Below are 15,752 nucleotides of genomic sequence, written 5' to 3'. Positions count from 1 at the left end.
TGAAAATTGAGGCTTTTTTACCAAAAATAACATAGTTTAATGTTTTTTCATATAAATAATAATACATTTATACTCATTAGAGTATTTTTATGTGAAATAAATATGGTTATATTTAAATAATTTTATTATATGACAATTGAAATTAGAAGAGAAAAGTGGGCAAATAATAGCAAAAAGTTTCAAAGATGCATTTTCAAATGCTCTTAAACAAGAAGTTGAAAATTCAACCTGTAGTGCTCTAAAATCATTTTTTTGATAAATTTGGTTTTTGAATTTTGGTGGTTTGTGTGTAATTTGTGGTTTTGTAGGAATTATTGCTGCTTGAGTTAAATGAAAAACATTTGATAGTACTCAAAGAATAGGAACATTAGTTTCAGGAATTATTTTATTAGTCATTGGTGGTTTCATGCTATTTTGAAAAATATCTTAAAAATAGAAAAACACAAGATCAAAATGTGAACCAACAACGCAAATCTAATATAGATCAAAATCAAACAACAGGTAACAATTCACAATCAAATAACCAAAATTACAACCATGATGAAACCTACAAATGTGACGATTGACAATAATTTATCTAATCCAAAAAGTAGCAGTTTTTGCTGCTTTTTAGATATAAAAAATGAGTCAATTATGACTCATTAATTATTAGAAAAACGATAGAAAAGGATTTTAGGCTAATTTGCAAAATAGAATATAAACATTTTCTTCTTCATTTGTTTTAGTGTTCTTTACTTTAATGTTCAATTCTAATTTTCCACTTTTATATACAACAGCTTTATTGAAATCAATTGTGTATTCTAAATCTTCATTAATAACAGTATTATCATATCCTGGGAAACCCAATTTATTATTTTTTAGGTAATCTACTCAAAGTTTCATTTTTTGACCTGAAGTTTTATTTTTATTTGCAGTATCTTCTCAAATACTTTTAGCTTTATTTATAATGTCTTGAGCACGAACATTAACAATATCCGTTTCTGAAGGTGTATTTTTTATTAAAAAATCGCCAACTTTAGAAAATGCTCCAAAGTTTTTTAAATCAAGTCTCATAACATTGGTTTTTTTTGTTGCTTTTTCAGTTACTTCTAAAACTAAATGTAAGTGACTTCTGTCATCATAATCTCTATTTTTAATATTATTTGATATAAAATAGATACCTCATTTATACATTAAACTTGTTAAATTAGTTGTGAATTCAAAATTGTTCTTTTCAAGTTCTTTATATAAATCGCTTGCTTTTTTGTTTTTGGCGTCTTTAGTTGGAGTGAAATATTTTTTATATTTAATATGTCCTGAAGCACTTATTAATGCACCTACTTCATCTTTGGAATCTTTTAAAAATTGATGTATTTTAATAATCTCTTCTTTTTTATCTGAAGGATTTTTTAAATTTTCTCTAACTAATACTAATTCTAACGTTCTTTTATCTTTGTTGACCTTTTCTAAATTGTTTGTTTTTTCTTTATCAAAGTAGTATTTGTAATCTTTTGAAGCAAATGTTGTAAATTCTTCATTAGCCCCATCAAAATCTTTTGCTTTATTAATTATTTTTCTATCTTTTAGGAATTTAAGTTGGTCTTGAATTTTATCGAAACTAAATAATCCACTTAAAAATTTATCTTTTAAATCGAAATCATATTCATCTTCATTAATATAGTCTTTTAATAGTACTTTATTGTCGAAAAAGCCTTTTTTATACTCTTTTCCGTCATTTCAGAAACCTGTAATTGTAATTGGATATTCTTTAGTTTCTTTAGTAAATATATTTTCAATTTTCAATGTTATTGTAAGTGTATTAGCTGCATCATTTGCTTTTGTCTTTTCTTTGACAATTGATAATTTTTCAAAGTCATGACGATATTGAATATTGTTTCATGATTCTTTAAAATTGAATTTGTAGTCATATTTATTTTTATCTGATTCGTCTTTAACTTCACAATATTTTTTCAATACTGCTAGTTGTTCATCAAATGTAGATTTGGTTTCCATTTCTCTAAGTATTTGATGTGGACTTGTGTAAAATCCTGGATCTTCATTTGCTTGTTTTGCGTCTTTAATACCAGCATTATTGAATTTTAATCCGCCCATTTCAAAGTTGCTTCCTCAGCCAACAATATTGATTGATTTTTCAACTCATTTTTGGTTTTTACCTTTTTCACGGTAGTAAGTATATAAGTGCAACTGGCCTGAACCATGAGTATGAGTTTTTTCTACGTTAAAAGCATATTCATATTTATCATTTGCATCATAAGTACCATCAATATTTACATATTGTTTTAAAAAATTAATTATGTCTTTTGGTTCATGATTATGTTCTTTATCAACCTTATCTAGTAAATCCAAAAAGTCTTTTGATGTCATTTTTTTGCCTTCATCTTTAACGCTTGGACGAAATACAAATGAACCTATTTTTTTATCAGCAATGTCACCTGCCGCATTATGTCCAACAACGTGATCAATTTCACCTTCTTTAACTTGAACACCTCCAGAAGCATAAACTCCTAGTCATTTTTTTGGATCGACTTTAGCATTAGGCTCAAAGCCTTGGATATCACGAGAAACCATGCTACTATCAGCAGGGTTATCTTTTTTAATACGTACAAAAACATAGTGTAAAGTATCAGGGTGAGAATGTGTTGCTTCATCACTTTTGTAGTCATAAGCAGAATCGGGATGAAATTCAATATTAACTTTACATAATTTTTTAATGATTTCAATTTGTTCTTCAAAACTTTTGTTTTTAATTTCGTGAGCTACTTCACCTGAACTGACTTTTTTAATAACTTCTAAATCTTTAATGTAACCATCAATTACTAATTGACCATCTCAAAAGTAAACTTTCTCAAGTCTATCAAATTTGTGTATATCATCATGATAAACATTATTGTGACCAATTTTGTTAATAGAAAATTTTTTAACTTTAGTTTTGTCATTGTCTTTAATATTTAATGCAATAATGCATTTATACTCTTTTTTTAATTCATTGTAACCAAATGTACTTTCGTTTTCATTTAAAGAATATTCTTTATTATTTTCATATTTAATTTGTTCTTTATTATTTATAAATTGATTAATAGTATCAATTAATTCTTTATTTTTTTTGCCTTTAATTAATCTTTGTATTGTTTTTGGATAGTAGCCTAAACCTTTTTCACTAGCGCTAACTGTAATGTTAGGTATATTTTGATCTGAGTTTTGATTACAACTAGCTGCAATAGTTGTAAGTGGTAGAGCTACAGAAGATAACAATGAAAAATTAAAGAATAATTTCTTTTTCATAATAGTTATTTTCCTTTTTATTATTAATTTTTTTAATTATTTTTAAGAATGATAGATTGTTATAAAACAAAAATATTTTTTTCAAAATATTATATATAGAATGTGATTAATCTTCAGCTACATTATATATCTGTTTTTTATACACCTAAACAAAAAAATTCAAATTTTCTTTATATACATATATTAATTATTTTTATCTTTATATTTTATAGAGATGTGGTATAGTTTAAAAAATCACTTTTTTAATAACAAAAAGCATTAAAAAGTAGTTTAAATTAATTTTAACAACTTGTTTCGGTGTTTCAAGTTTTTACTTAATAACTTATTGATGTTTTGGCTAAAAAATCAACATTTTTAAAATTTGCACAAAAAACCAAAAAGTGAGTTTATAAGCTAAAAAATAAGTAAAAATTAACTTTTTAATTTATTAGCTGATTTTATTTACTTAGCATTTATACTTAATAATAAAATATTTAATATTTTTCTTTGAAATTTTAAGTCTTCATTTATAATTGAAAAGCAACTATTACATAGAAGCATAAGGTTGTTGAAATGCCAAGAAGAGTTGTTGAGGACATTTCAAGTAATTTATGTGGAGTAAAGTTCGTATATGAACAAAGGAGACAACTATGAAAAAAATCAATATCAAGGTTAAAAGTTTCGATCATGCTTTAGTTGATTTTGGAGCAAAGAAAATTGTTGAAGTTGCTACCAAAAACTCAGTTAAAGTAAGTGGTCCAGTTCCTCTTCCAACAAAAAGAGAAGTTGTGACTATCTTAAGATCAGTTCACGTTAACAAAAAATCTCGTGAACAATTTGAATCAAGAACTTTTCAACGTTTGATCGTTTTATTAAACCCAAACGATAAAGCTCTTGACCAAATTAAGAGATTAGAACTTCCAGCAGGTGTTGAAGTTCAAATCTCAACAAAATAACAAAATCCGACTTGTGCTAGACAACAAGCGACGGTTGTTAAATTACAAACAAAATTTAAGGAGAAAAAATTATGAAAGGAATCTTAGGACGGAAGATTGGTATGACACAAATCTTTACTGAACTTGGAGCTAGTGTTCCAGTTACAGTTATAGAAGTGCAACCAAATGTTGTTACTAAAGTTCTTTCAGCTGACAAAAATGGGTATGTTGCAACCCAAATTGCTGTTGGTGAAAAGAAAGAACACAGAAGCAATAAACCTCTTAAAGGTCAATTTGCTCAAGCTAAAACAACACCTAAGCGCTACGTTAAAGAAATTCGTGGCATGCAAGGCTATGAATTAGGTCAAACTATTAAGGCCAACATTTTTAAAGCTGGTGAATTAGTAGATATCACTGGTACATCAAAAGGTAAAGGTTTTGCCGGTACAATCAAAAGATGAAACCAACACATTGGACCTAAATCACACGGTGGTGGTGGTGGTAGTCAACCTGTTAGACAAACAGGATCACTTGGGGACATCTCAGGTAACCGTGTTTTCAAAGGTATGACAATGCCAGGTCACTTAGGAGCTGTTAGAACAACAGTTCAAAATCTTGAAATTGTTAAAGTTGATGTAGCAAACAACATTATGTTAGTTAAAGGATCAATTCCTGGGGCTAAAAATTCATATGTTATGATTCGTGAAGCTGTTAAAGGCTTACCAAATCATGATGCAATTAAACTTGTTGATATTAAAGAAGTTCTTAAAATGAATGAATTGCTTGAAAGAGCTAAAAAATACAACATTGAAGTTACAGTTGGTATGCATTCAAGTGAATTAGAACCTCTTATCCAAAAAGCTGAAGCTGATGCAGCTGCAGCAGCTGAAGAAAGTAAAAAAGCAGAAGGAGATAAATAATGGCTGAAACAAAGAAAAAAGCTACTACTAAAGCTAGTGAAGAAAAGAAAACTATAACTAAAAAAGTAGCAACTGCTAAGAAAACTACTACTGCTAAATCAACTTCTACAGCTAAAAAATCAACAACTACTGCTAAAAAAGCTACTACAACAACTAAAAAATCCGCTGCTCCTAAAGCAACAGCTGAAAAGAAAACAACTTCAAGAAAAAAAGTTACAGTTGAAATTGATTTAACTAAAAACTTAAAACCTAAAAAGCCTACTAAAGCTGAATTAAAAGCTCAAGAAGCTAAAGAAGAAAGTGCTAAAAAGAAAACCGCTGCTAAAACAGCTGCTCAAAAAGCTAAATTAGCTAAAGAAGAAGCTGCTGCAAAAGCAAAAGCAGAAAAAGAAGCACAAGCAGCTTTAGATGAATTAAAAGCTGCAGCAGAAGCTGCTAAAAGAAAAGCTAAAACTTATGCATCTTCAAGAGCAAAAGTTGCTTCACTTAAATTAAATGATGCTAAACTTGAACAAGAAAAATTTACAAAAGTTATCTTGCTTCACTTTGACAATAAAGCCTTACCAAAAGAATTATTTGCATCACCAAAAATTTATGAACAAGCAATTTTTGACACCATTATGGCTGATAGAGCATCAAGACGTCAAGGTACTCATGATGTTAAAAATCGTTCAGAAGTAAGCGGTGGTGGTAAAAAACCTTGAAGACAAAAAGGAACAGGACGTGCTCGTGCAGGTTCAACAAGATCACCTATTTGAGTTGGTGGTGGACGTGCATTTGGTCCTACTCCAGAACGTAACTACTCATTAAAAGTTAACAAGAAAGTACGTCGTGCTGCATTCTTATCAGCTCTTACATTACTTTCAAACAAAAAATCAGTTGTTATTGATGACTTTAAAATGTCAAAAATCTCAACTAAAGATGCTGTTAACAAACTTAAATCATTAAAAATTGAAAACTTAAAACACATTTTAGTGGTAACAACAGATGAAACTGTTTACAAATCAACAGCTAACTTACAAAATGTTTTATGTGTTAAACCAAACTCAGTAAGTGTTGAAAACCTTGTTTGAGCAGATGTATTAGTTCTTTCAAATGAAGGTCTTAAAAACTTTGAAGGGAGAATTAAATAATGGAAATTACTCAAGTATTACATAGACCAGTTCTCACTGAAAAAACCAACATTTTACAAAGTTCAAACACATACACATGAGAAGTTGATTGAGCTGCAAACAAATATCAAATTAAAGAAGCAATTGAATTTATTTTCAAAGTTAAAGTTGTTAAAGTTAACATTTTAAAAGTTGACAAAAAACCTAAAAGAGTAGGTCGTTACAACGGTTTTACAAATCGTTACAAAAAAGCAATGATTACTTTAGCTGAAGGAGATAAAATCGTTTATTATCCAAATGAAGCTGAAGCTCAAGATGCTAAAAAAGAAGCTAAAGTTAAAGCTAAAAAAGCTGAAGATAAAAAACAAGCAGCAGCTAAAGAAGCAGAAATTGCTAAAAAACTTGCTGCTAAAAAAGCTAAAGCAGCTGAAAGCAAAAAAGCAGACAGCTCAAAAGCTGAAAAAACTACAAAATCAACTACTTCAAAACCTGCTGCTAAAAAAGTTGCAGCTGCTAAGAAGAGTTCAAAATAATTATTAGAGGATTAAATTTTGCTTAAAAGAAAAATTTCCTCATCTATTTTTAAGCAAGGAGAAAATTAGAAATGGCAATTAAACATTACAAGCCAACTACGAATGGACGTCGTAATATGTCATCTCTACATTACACAGAAAACTTAAGTGGACATGCTCCTGAAAAATCTTTACTTACACTATTAAAATATAGTGCTGGTCGCAATAACCAAGGTAAGATTACAGTACGTCACAAGGGTGGTCGTGTTAAGAGATTTTACAGATTAATTGACTTCAAACGTAATAAGGACAATATTCCAGCAGTAGTTAAGACCATTGAATATGATCCTAACCGTTCAGCTAATATTTGTTTATTAGCATATGCTGATGGAGAAAAAAGGTATATTTTAGCGCCTGAAGGCATTAAAGTAGGCCAAAGCGTTATTTCAGGTGAACACGCTGACATTTTAGTAGGTAATGCATTACCACTTTCAAGCATTCCAGAAGGTACAATTGTACACAACATTGAAATGCAACCAGGTGGTGGAGGTATTATTGCTAGATCAGCAGGTACATCTGCACAAATCTTAGGTAAAGATGACGACGGTAAATATGTTGTTTTACGTCTAAAAAGCGGTGAAATGCGTCGTATCTTAGCTCGTTGCCGTGCAACTATCGGTTCAGTTGGTAACGAAGAACATTTATTGGTTGATTTAGGAAAAGCTGGTAGAAACCGTTATAAAGGTGTTCGTCCAACAGTTCGTGGTTCAGTTATGAACCCTGTGGATCACCCACATGGTGGTGGTGAAGGTAAACAACCTGTTGGTCGTAAAGCTCCTCTTACTCCTTGAGGTAAAAAAGCTCTTGGAGTTAAAACAAGAAAAACTAAGAAATCTTCAAACAAACTTATCGTAAGAAGAAGAAAGGATGCTAAATAATGGCTCGTAGTCTTAAAAAAGGACCTTTTGCAGACGAACATTTACTTAAAAAAGTAGATGCTATTGTTGAAGGCAAAGCGCCAAAAAAACCAATTAAAACTTGATCAAGACGTTCAACCATCTTTCCAAGTTTCATTGGTTTAACATTCCAAGTACACAATGGCAAGCAATTTATTGATGTTTATGTAACAGATGACATGGTTGGTCACAAGTTAGGTGAATTTGTACCTACAAGAACCTTCTCAGGTCACGGTGCTGACAAAGGTAAGAAATAGTTATGGCACAAAATACACCAGTTGTTCAACAAGCTAAAGCTCATGTTGAAATTCAACGTGTTAGTGCACGTAAAGCACGTTTAGTTGCTGACTTAGTTAGATCTAAAGACGTGCGTGAAGCTCTTGGTATTTTAAGAAATACAAACAAGAAATCTTCAGAATTATTTATTAAACTTATTAACTCAGCAATTGCTAATGCTACAAACAACCACGGAATGGATGCATCTAAATTATTTGTTAAAGAAATCTTAGTTAATGAAGGACCAACACTTAAAAGATACCAACCTCACTCAAGAGGAACAGCTTATTCAATTTTTAAACGTACATCACATTTATCAATTACATTAGAAGAAAGAAAGTAGTAAATTATGGGACAAAAAGTTAATCCAAATGGATTCCGTTACGGAATTACAAAAGCGCGTAATACATCTTGATTTGCTGAAAAAGCAAACTATGGAAAATACTTAGTAGAAGATGCTAAAATTTACAAATTCTTCGATAAATTAGTACGTAAATACCAAATTGGACAAGTTGAAATCAAAAGAAATCAAGCCAATAAAATAACAGTTTACATTCACTCAGCTACACCAAATAAGTTAGTTAGTGAAGGTGGAAGTACAATCGACAAAATTAATGTTGATTTACACAAATACTTAAAAAACAAAAATCTTGATATTAATTTACAAGTTGTTTTACTTAAAAATCCTGAACTTAATGCTCGTTTAGCTGCTGAAGCTATTGCAACTAAACTTGAAAATCGTGAAAGCTTTCGTATTGCACAAAAATTAATTATTAATGATGCATTAAAAGCTGGAGCTAAAGGTATTAAAACTGCAGTTTCAGGTCGTCTTAATGGTGTTGATATGGCTAGAACAGAAGGCTATTCACGTGGAGAAATGAGACTTCACACATTAAGACAAGATGTTGATTATGCACACGCAAATGCTCACACTACTTATGGTGTAATCGGCGTTAAAGTGTGAATTTCAAAAGGCGAAATTTTGGAAGGAGGGTCAAAAGATGCTTCAACCAAAAAGAACTAAATATAGAAAACCATTTTTAGTACGTCATGACAAACGTAAAGCCTTCAAAGGTAATACAGTTGCTTATGGTGACTTTGGTTTACAAGCTGTAAGCTCAGCTTGAGTCGATGCACGTCAAATAGAAAGTGCTCGTATTGCTATCACTCGTTATATGGGTCGTGAAGGTCAAGTTTTCATTAGAATCTTCCCTCACTTCTCAAAAACATCAAAACCTATCGGTGTTCGTATGGGTTCTGGTAAAGGTAGTCCTGAAAAATGATATACACATGTTAGAATTAACACAATGATGTTCGAAGTATCAGGTGTTAGCGAAGAAATTGCAAGAGAAGCTTTACGTTTAGGTGGTCACAAACTACCTGTAAGCTGAAGAATAGTAGCTAAAGAACAAGGAGGTCAACAATAATGCTTTATAAAGATATTAAAGTTAAAAATAATGCTGAACTCCGTAAATTACTTGACGATTTAAAAGCACAATTATTTATTTATCGTTTCCAAAACAAAACTGGGACATTAGATCACAGTCACAAAATTAGAGAAGTACGTCGTGACATTGCTAAAGTATTAACAGTTTTAAAAATTAACGAATCTAAAGGAGGAGCTAAATAATGGAAAGAAGTTCACGTAAGACCCTTCAAGGTCGTGTTGCTTCAGCACGTGGTGATAAAACTATCATCGTTGAAGTTGAAAGTTATAAAGCTCATAGTCTTTACTCAAAACGTTTTAAAGTTGTTAAACGTTTCGCAGTTCATGATGAAAAAAACTTAGCTAAAGTTAACGACATCGTTACAATTATGGAAACACGTCCTCTTTCAAAAACCAAACACTTCCGTCTTGTTGAAATTAAACAACACGCAGTTGAAGGAGAAAAATAATGGTTATAGCACTTTCTAAATTAAATGTTGCAGATAACTCTGGAGCAAAAGAAGTTGGTGTAATCAAAGTTTTAGGTGGAAGTAGAAAGAAAACAGCTAATATCGGTGACGTTATTATCTGTTCAGTTAAAAAAGCTTTACCTAATGGTTTAGTAAAAGAAGGACAAGTAGTTAAAGGTGTTATTGTTAGAAGTGTTTATGGAATTAGCCGTGAAAATGGTACACATATTCGTTTCGACGATAATGCAGTTGTGTTAATTAAAGATGATGGTACTTTAAGAGGTACTAGTGTGTTTGGACCTGTTGCTCGTGAATTACGTGACCGTGGTTATTTAAAAATCGTTTCATTAGCACCTGAAGTTCTTTAATAATAAATAAAGAAGGTAATTATGAAATTAAAACTTAAGAAGAACGACGAAGTTATTGTTATTGCAGGAAGCAATAAAGGTAAAATTGGTCGTATTATTAGAACAAATTTTAAAACAAACCGTGCATATGTAAAAGATGTAAACGTAGTAACTAAACACGTAAAACCAAGTCAAAGTAATACAGAAGGTTCAATCAAGAACGTTGAAGCTCCTATTCACATTTCAAATCTTGCAATCGTTACTAAAAAAGCTACCAAAAGTGGTGCTGCTCAATATTCAAAAGTTGGTTTTAAAGTTAAAGGTAACACTAAAGTTAGAGTTGCTCGTAAAACTAAGAAGGAAATTTAATTATGAATTTAAAAGCTTATTACACAAAAACAGTTGTACCTGCATTAATGAAAAAATATAACTATTCATCAGTTATGCAAGTACCACGTTTAGAAAAAATTGTTTTGAATATGACAGCAGGTAAAGAAGTAACAAACTCTAAAGCTATCGAAGAAGTTCTTAATGAACTTACTCAAATTTCAGGTCAAAAACCATTCCAAACCAGAGCTAAAAAATCAAATGCTTCATGAAAACTTCGTGAAGGCATGCCTATGGGTGGTAAAGTTACACTACGTCGTGATCGTATGTGAGACTTTTTAGAAAAATTAATTAATGTTGCAATGCCACGTATTCGTGATTTCCGTGGTGCCAACCCTAAAGCATTCGATGGTAGAGGAAACTACTCATTAGGTGTTAAAGAAGAAATTATTTTCCCAGAAATCGAATTTGACAAAATTCGTCACATCAAGGGACTTGATGTTCAATTAATCACAAGCACAAATAAAGATGAAGAAGCTAGAAGTTTATTAGAATTAATCGGCATTCCATTTATTAAAGGAGATAGATAATATGGCTAAAGTTTCATTAAAAGCAAAACAAAAGAAACATCCTAAATTCTCAACACGTGCTTACACACGTTGTGAATTATGTGGACGTCCACACGCAGTTTTAAGAAAATACAAGATTTGCCGTATTTGTTTCCGTAATTTAGCTCATGAAGGAAAAATTCCTGGCATGAAGAAAGCGAGTTGATAATTATGTTTATCACAGATCCAATTTCAGATATGATTGTTAGAATCAAAAACGCTAATCAACGTAAATTCAAAACTGTAGCTATTCCTTTTTCAAATAAAAAAGCTAAAATTCTAGAAATTCTTCAAAATGAAGGTTACATTACAAACTTTGTTACAAAAGGCCAAGGTAAAGACAAAGTACTTGAAGTTTCATTAAAATACAAAAACAACCAAAGTGCAATTGTTGACTTTAAACGTGTTTCAAAACCAGGTCTTAAAGTTTATACTTCAGCTGACAAATTACCTACCATTTTATCAGGTTATGGTACAGCAATCATTTCAACTTCAAAAGGAATGATGACTGAAAAACAAGCTCGTAAGGAAAATGTGGGTGGTGAAATCATTGCCTACATTTGATAGGGAGGTGCTTTATGTCTCGTGTTGGAAATAGAGTATTAAATATCCCTGCAGGTGTTGAAGTTAATTTAAATGGTACAACCTTAAATGTTAAAGGTTCATTAGGCCAATTAGAAAAAACATTCAGCCCACTTATTGCAATTAAAATTGAAAATAATCAAATTACAACCCTCCGTGCTAATGAAGAAAAACACACAAAACAATTACACGGAACAACAAATGCTTTAATTCAAGGCATGCTTGAAGGTGTTTCAAAAGGTTTCAAAAAAGAATTAGCAATCAAAGGTGTTGGTTACAAAGCTGCACTTAATGGTCAAACTTTAGAATTAACTGTTGGTTACAGCCACATAGTTAGTCTAAGTGTACCAGAAGGTGTTAAAGTTGAAGTTCCAAAACCTCTTGAAATCATTATTAGTGGTATTGACAAAGAAAAAGTTGGTCAATTTGCTGCTGTTGTGCATGATGTTCGTCGTCCTAACTCATACTCAGGTAAAGGGATTTCATACAAAGGCGAATACATTCGTATTAAAGAAGGAAAAACTGCTTCTAAATAGTAGTTTAGTTGAAAGGAAAAAATATTATGGCTACATTATCTCGTAATCAAGCACGTCAAGTTAAACACTTACGTGAACGTCAAAGTATTTCAGGTACTGCTACTAAACCACGTCTTTGCGTATTCAAATCTCATACAAACTTTTATGCACAACTAATTGACGATACAACAGGACACACTTTAGCAAGTGTTTCAACACTTGATCCTAAAGCTAAAGTTAAATACCACGGAAACATTGCTTCAGCAACTAAAGCTGGTGAAGCAATGGGTGCTAAAATTGCAGCCCTTAAATTAAAAGAAATAGTATTCGATCGTTCAGGTTACATTTATCATGGACGTGTTAAAGCCTTCGCAGAAGGTGTTAGAAGTATAGCTAAAGGAGTTAAATTCTAATTATGGCAGAAGCAGAAGTAAAGAAAGTTGTTAATAAAGAACAACCTAAAGAAGCCCAAGCTCAAGGAACTAAAGAAGTTGTAGCTCCTAAAGCTAAAGCTGAAAACAAAGATAAAAAACAAATTTGAGAAAAAAGACCTCAAGGTCAAAAAATTTCTCAAAACTCTCGTCCACAAGGTAAATTCGAAAAAGGCAATCGCCGTGACCGTCGTAATCACTTTGATGCTAGCGACAATGAATTCAGCGAAAAAGTTGTTAATATCTCACGTGTAACTAAAGTTGTTAAAGGTGGACGTCGTTTCTCATTTGCAGCTTTTGTAGTTGTTGGTGACAAAAAAGGACGTGTTGGTTTTGGGCATGGAAAAGCAAACGAAGTTCCTGACTCAATCAAAAAAGCAGTTAAAGATGCTAAAAATCACCTTATTACAGTTCCAATTCAAAACAAAATCACAGTACCTCATGAAGTTCATGCTAAATTCTTAGCTTCAAGAGTTATGCTTAAACCTGATACAAAAGGTAAAGGTATTGTTGCTAGTGGTACAGTTAGAGCAGTTGTTGAACTTGCAGGTTACACCGATATTTATACCAAAACTTATGGTTCACGTTCAAAAGCAAACATTGTTAGAGCAACTTTAAAAGCTCTTCAAGCTTTAAGAACACCAGAACAAATTGCTGACATTCGTGGTAAAGATGTTAAAGATCTTTTAGCCTAATTAATTTAGACTAAGTAAAATTAAAAATTTATTTACATAAAGGAAAGGACTAAAATGAACTCAACATTACAATCATTAAGACCTACCGCTGGCTCACGTGTTGAAAAACACCGTGTTGGTCGCGGACATGCTGCTGGAAAAGGTAAACAAGCTGGTAAAGGTCAAAGTGGACAAAACAAACGTAAGGGTCACAGACTAGGATTTGAAGGTGGTCAAACACCTTGATTCCGTCGTATTGGAAAACGTGGATTTACCAATGTTAACCACATCGAATACCAAATTATTAATTTAGTTGATTTAGAAAACAACTTTAAAGCAAATGCAACTATTGACTTAGAAGCATTATTCAAAGCTAATTTGATTAAAAGACAAATGCCTGTTAAATTATTGGGTAATGGTCAAGTAACTAAAAAATTCAATGTTAATCTTCATGCAGCTTCAAAAAGTGCTATTGATGCAATCGAAGCTAAAGGTGGAAAAGTTACTTTATTATAGTTTGCAACCTAACTATTGTTAGTCTATAAAAAAGTATTTCTATTAATAATATAAAGAAGTAAGGAGTAACCTTGCTTTTTTATTTCATATTTTTTGCAATATTTAGCTAACTAAATAAATTATTAAAGTAACCAAAATATCTTATTTTATAGGCAAAAAATTAGTTTTTTTGCTCTTAAAATTAACTTGCCAAAATTTTTGAAAAAAAATAAAAAAATTTTCTTCTCTTTAATTTTTTATTATATATAATTAAAAAGCAATCTATAAACCATAGAGTGCGCAATTGTTCTTTGAAAACTAGATATATAAACATGACAGTCAATTTTTTCGAGAGTTTGATCCTGGCTCAGGATGAACGCTGGCTGTGTGCCTAATACATGCATGTCGAGCGAAGGTAGCAATACCTTAGCGGCGAATGGGTGAGTAACACGTGCTCAACGTACCCTTCAGTTTGGCATAGCGACTGGAAACAGTCGATAATTTCAAATACTCGTAGTTTTCGCATGAAGATTACGGAAAAGAAGCGTTTGCTTCGCTGGAGGAGCGGGGTGCGTAACATTAGCTAGTTGGTGAGGTAACGGCCCACCAAGGCGATGATGTTTAGCGGGGTTGAGAGACTGAACCGCCACACTGGGACTGAGATACGGCCCAGACTCCTACGGGAGGCAGCAGTAGGGAATATTCCACAATGGGCGAAAGCCTGATGGAGCGACACAGCGTGAAGGATGAAGGTCCTATGGATTGTAAACTTCTGTGGTAAGGGAAGAAAAGACAGAATAGGAAATGATTTTGTTTTGACGGTACCTTATTAGAAAGCAACGGCTAACTATGTGCCAGCAGCCGCGGTAATACATAGGTTGCAAGCGTTATCCGGAATTATTGGGCGTAAAGCGTCTGTAGGTTGTTTGTTAAGTCTGGCGTTAAATTTTGGGGCTCAACCCCAAAACGCGTTGGATACTGGCAGGCTAGAGTTGTGTAGAGGTTAGCGGAATTCCTTGTGAAGCGGTGAAATGCGTAGATATAAGGAAGAACACCAAGATGGCGAAGGCAGCTAACTGGACATATACTGACACTGAGAGACGAAAGCGTGGGGAGCAAACAGGATTAGATACCCTGGTAGTCCACGCCCTAAACGATGATCATTAGCTGATGGGGAACTCATCGGCGCAGCTAACGCATTAAATGATCCGCCTGAGTAGTACGTTCGCAAGAATAAAACTTAAAGGAATTGACGGGGATCCGCACAAGCGGTGGAGCATGTGGTTTAATTTGAAGATACGCGTAGAACCTTACCCACTCTTGACATCTTCTGCAAAGCTATGGAGACATAGTGGAGGTTAACAGAATGACAGATGGTGCATGGTTGTCGTCAGCTCGTGTCGTGAGATGTTTGGTTAAGTCCTGCAACGAGCGCAACCCTTATCCTTAGTTACTACCATTTAGTTGAGGACTCTAAGGAGACTGCCCGAGTAATCGGGAGGAAGGTGGGGATGACGTCAAATCATCATGCCTCTTACGAGTGGGGCAACACACGTGCTACAATGGCCGGTACAAAGAGAAGCGAAGTGGTGACATGGAGCAAACCTCAAAAAACCGGTCTCAGTTCGGATTGTAGTCTGCAACTCGACTACATGAAGTCGGAATCGCTAGTAATCGTAGATCAGCTACGCTACGGTGAATACGTTCTCGGGTCTTGTACACACCGCCCGTCAAACCATGGGAGCTGGTAATGCCCGAAGTCGGTTTATAAACAAACTGCCTAAGGCAGGACTGGTGACTGGGGTTAAGTCGTAACAAGGTATCCCTACGAGAACGTGGGGATGGATCACCTCCTTTCTACGGAGTACAAAAGAGTACTTTTTAAAGTACTATTAACCTTATTTC

General features: G+C 32.7%; 23 protein-coding genes and 1 rRNA gene. 22 read left to right on the top strand and 2 right to left on the bottom strand.

Annotated features, from left to right (window positions below):
• Window positions 1-87 precede the first annotated feature (87 nt).
• Window positions 88-396 (bottom strand): hypothetical protein, encoded by a 309-nt coding sequence (locus MBIO_RS04200; RefSeq protein ID WP_013526985.1) that lies wholly within the window; start codon window positions 394-396, stop codon window positions 88-90.
• Between MBIO_RS04200 and MBIO_RS04900 the strand changes: the two genes are divergently transcribed.
• Window positions 396-572: a hypothetical protein gene (locus MBIO_RS04900; protein WP_013526984.1), complete on the top strand. Its 177-nt coding sequence runs from the start codon at window positions 396-398 to the stop codon at window positions 570-572. The two genes, MBIO_RS04200 and MBIO_RS04900, sit on opposite strands and share 1 nt — an antisense overlap.
• Window positions 573-672: 100 nt before the next feature.
• Here MBIO_RS04900 and MBIO_RS04195 read toward each other — a convergent pair whose 3' ends face one another.
• Entirely contained in the window at window positions 673-3,282 is a 2,610-nt protein-coding gene (locus MBIO_RS04195; protein WP_041594262.1) for a hypothetical protein, read from the bottom strand.
• 629 nt (window positions 3,283-3,911) lie between these two features.
• On the opposite strand from MBIO_RS04195, the gene rpsJ reads away from it, so the two are divergent.
• From rpsJ to MBIO_RS04090, 21 genes are all read left to right on the top strand, one after another.
• Window positions 3,912-4,217, top strand: coding sequence for a 30S ribosomal protein S10 (gene rpsJ / locus MBIO_RS04190; RefSeq protein WP_013354782.1), 306 nt, complete (start codon window positions 3,912-3,914; stop codon window positions 4,215-4,217).
• A 71-nt stretch (window positions 4,218-4,288) separates the two neighbouring features.
• A complete protein-coding gene (gene rplC, locus MBIO_RS04185) occupies window positions 4,289-5,116 on the top strand; it encodes a 50S ribosomal protein L3 (RefSeq protein ID WP_013354781.1) in 828 nt (275 codons plus the stop codon).
• The gene (rplD, locus tag MBIO_RS04180) at window positions 5,116-6,249 is read left to right on the top strand and encodes a 50S ribosomal protein L4 (RefSeq protein ID WP_013354780.1); all 1,134 of its coding nucleotides are present in this window, start codon (window positions 5,116-5,118) and stop codon (window positions 6,247-6,249) included. The genes rplC and rplD overlap by 1 nt, the downstream gene beginning before the upstream one ends.
• A complete protein-coding gene (gene rplW, locus MBIO_RS04175) occupies window positions 6,249-6,761 on the top strand; it encodes a 50S ribosomal protein L23 (RefSeq protein WP_013354779.1) in 513 nt (170 codons plus the stop codon). The genes rplD and rplW overlap by 1 nt, the downstream gene beginning before the upstream one ends.
• A 71-nt stretch (window positions 6,762-6,832) precedes the next feature.
• Complete coding sequence (gene rplB, locus MBIO_RS04170; RefSeq protein WP_013354778.1) at window positions 6,833-7,678, top strand: 50S ribosomal protein L2; 846 nt, start codon at window positions 6,833-6,835, stop codon at window positions 7,676-7,678.
• Window positions 7,678-7,953: a 30S ribosomal protein S19 gene (gene rpsS / locus MBIO_RS04165; RefSeq protein WP_013354777.1), complete on the top strand. Its 276-nt coding sequence runs from the start codon at window positions 7,678-7,680 to the stop codon at window positions 7,951-7,953. Before rplB ends, rpsS begins: the two co-directional genes overlap by 1 nt.
• Before the next feature lie 2 nt (window positions 7,954-7,955).
• Window positions 7,956-8,315, top strand: coding sequence for a 50S ribosomal protein L22 (gene rplV / locus MBIO_RS04160; protein ID WP_013354776.1), 360 nt, complete (start codon window positions 7,956-7,958; stop codon window positions 8,313-8,315).
• 6 nt (window positions 8,316-8,321) lie between these two features.
• Entirely contained in the window at window positions 8,322-8,996 is a 675-nt protein-coding gene (gene rpsC, locus MBIO_RS04155) for a 30S ribosomal protein S3 (RefSeq protein ID WP_013354775.1), read from the top strand.
• The gene (gene rplP, locus MBIO_RS04150) at window positions 8,974-9,399 is read left to right on the top strand and encodes a 50S ribosomal protein L16 (protein WP_015511245.1); all 426 of its coding nucleotides are present in this window, start codon (window positions 8,974-8,976) and stop codon (window positions 9,397-9,399) included. Before rpsC ends, rplP begins: the two co-directional genes overlap by 23 nt.
• Entirely contained in the window at window positions 9,399-9,602 is a 204-nt protein-coding gene (gene rpmC / locus MBIO_RS04145) for a 50S ribosomal protein L29 (RefSeq protein WP_013354773.1), read from the top strand. Before rplP ends, rpmC begins: the two co-directional genes overlap by 1 nt.
• The gene (gene rpsQ, locus MBIO_RS04140; protein ID WP_013354772.1) at window positions 9,602-9,868 is read left to right on the top strand and encodes a 30S ribosomal protein S17; all 267 of its coding nucleotides are present in this window, start codon (window positions 9,602-9,604) and stop codon (window positions 9,866-9,868) included. The genes rpmC and rpsQ overlap by 1 nt, the downstream gene beginning before the upstream one ends.
• On the top strand, window positions 9,868-10,236 hold the full coding sequence (gene rplN, locus MBIO_RS04135; protein WP_041594261.1) for a 50S ribosomal protein L14: 369 nt from the start codon (window positions 9,868-9,870) through the stop codon (window positions 10,234-10,236). The genes rpsQ and rplN overlap by 1 nt, the downstream gene beginning before the upstream one ends.
• A gap of 21 nt (window positions 10,237-10,257) precedes the next feature.
• The gene (gene rplX, locus MBIO_RS04130; RefSeq protein WP_013354770.1) at window positions 10,258-10,584 is read left to right on the top strand and encodes a 50S ribosomal protein L24; all 327 of its coding nucleotides are present in this window, start codon (window positions 10,258-10,260) and stop codon (window positions 10,582-10,584) included.
• Between the two features lie 2 nt (window positions 10,585-10,586).
• Window positions 10,587-11,132 carry a 50S ribosomal protein L5 gene (gene rplE, locus MBIO_RS04125; protein WP_013354769.1) on the top strand — a complete coding sequence of 182 codons (546 nt, stop codon included), beginning with the start codon at window positions 10,587-10,589 and terminating at the stop codon, window positions 11,130-11,132.
• A gap of 1 nt (window position 11,133) precedes the next feature.
• On the top strand, window positions 11,134-11,319 hold the full coding sequence (locus tag MBIO_RS04120) for a type Z 30S ribosomal protein S14 (RefSeq protein WP_013354768.1): 186 nt from the start codon (window positions 11,134-11,136) through the stop codon (window positions 11,317-11,319).
• A 2-nt stretch (window positions 11,320-11,321) separates the two neighbouring features.
• The gene (gene rpsH / locus MBIO_RS04115) at window positions 11,322-11,717 is read left to right on the top strand and encodes a 30S ribosomal protein S8 (RefSeq protein WP_013354767.1); all 396 of its coding nucleotides are present in this window, start codon (window positions 11,322-11,324) and stop codon (window positions 11,715-11,717) included.
• Window positions 11,718-11,728: 11 nt separating this feature from the next.
• Window positions 11,729-12,268, top strand: coding sequence for a 50S ribosomal protein L6 (rplF, locus tag MBIO_RS04110; RefSeq protein WP_013354766.1), 540 nt, complete (start codon window positions 11,729-11,731; stop codon window positions 12,266-12,268).
• A gap of 26 nt (window positions 12,269-12,294) precedes the next feature.
• Entirely contained in the window at window positions 12,295-12,660 is a 366-nt protein-coding gene (rplR, locus tag MBIO_RS04105; RefSeq protein WP_013354765.1) for a 50S ribosomal protein L18, read from the top strand.
• A gap of 2 nt (window positions 12,661-12,662) precedes the next feature.
• On the top strand, window positions 12,663-13,373 hold the full coding sequence (gene rpsE / locus MBIO_RS04100) for a 30S ribosomal protein S5 (RefSeq protein ID WP_041594260.1): 711 nt from the start codon (window positions 12,663-12,665) through the stop codon (window positions 13,371-13,373).
• Between the two features lie 54 nt (window positions 13,374-13,427).
• The gene (gene rplO / locus MBIO_RS04095) at window positions 13,428-13,868 is read left to right on the top strand and encodes a 50S ribosomal protein L15 (protein ID WP_013354763.1); all 441 of its coding nucleotides are present in this window, start codon (window positions 13,428-13,430) and stop codon (window positions 13,866-13,868) included.
• A gap of 323 nt (window positions 13,869-14,191) precedes the next feature.
• A 16S ribosomal RNA gene (locus MBIO_RS04090) occupies window positions 14,192-15,704 on the top strand.
• Window positions 15,705-15,752 lie beyond the last annotated feature (48 nt).

The sequence above is a fragment of the Mycoplasmopsis fermentans PG18 genome (assembly GCF_000209735.1).
GTDB classification, from domain to species: domain Bacteria; phylum Bacillota_I; class Bacilli_A; order Mycoplasmatales; family Metamycoplasmataceae; genus Mycoplasmopsis; species Mycoplasmopsis fermentans.
This window is presented reverse-complemented; position numbering and strand designations above follow the sequence as displayed.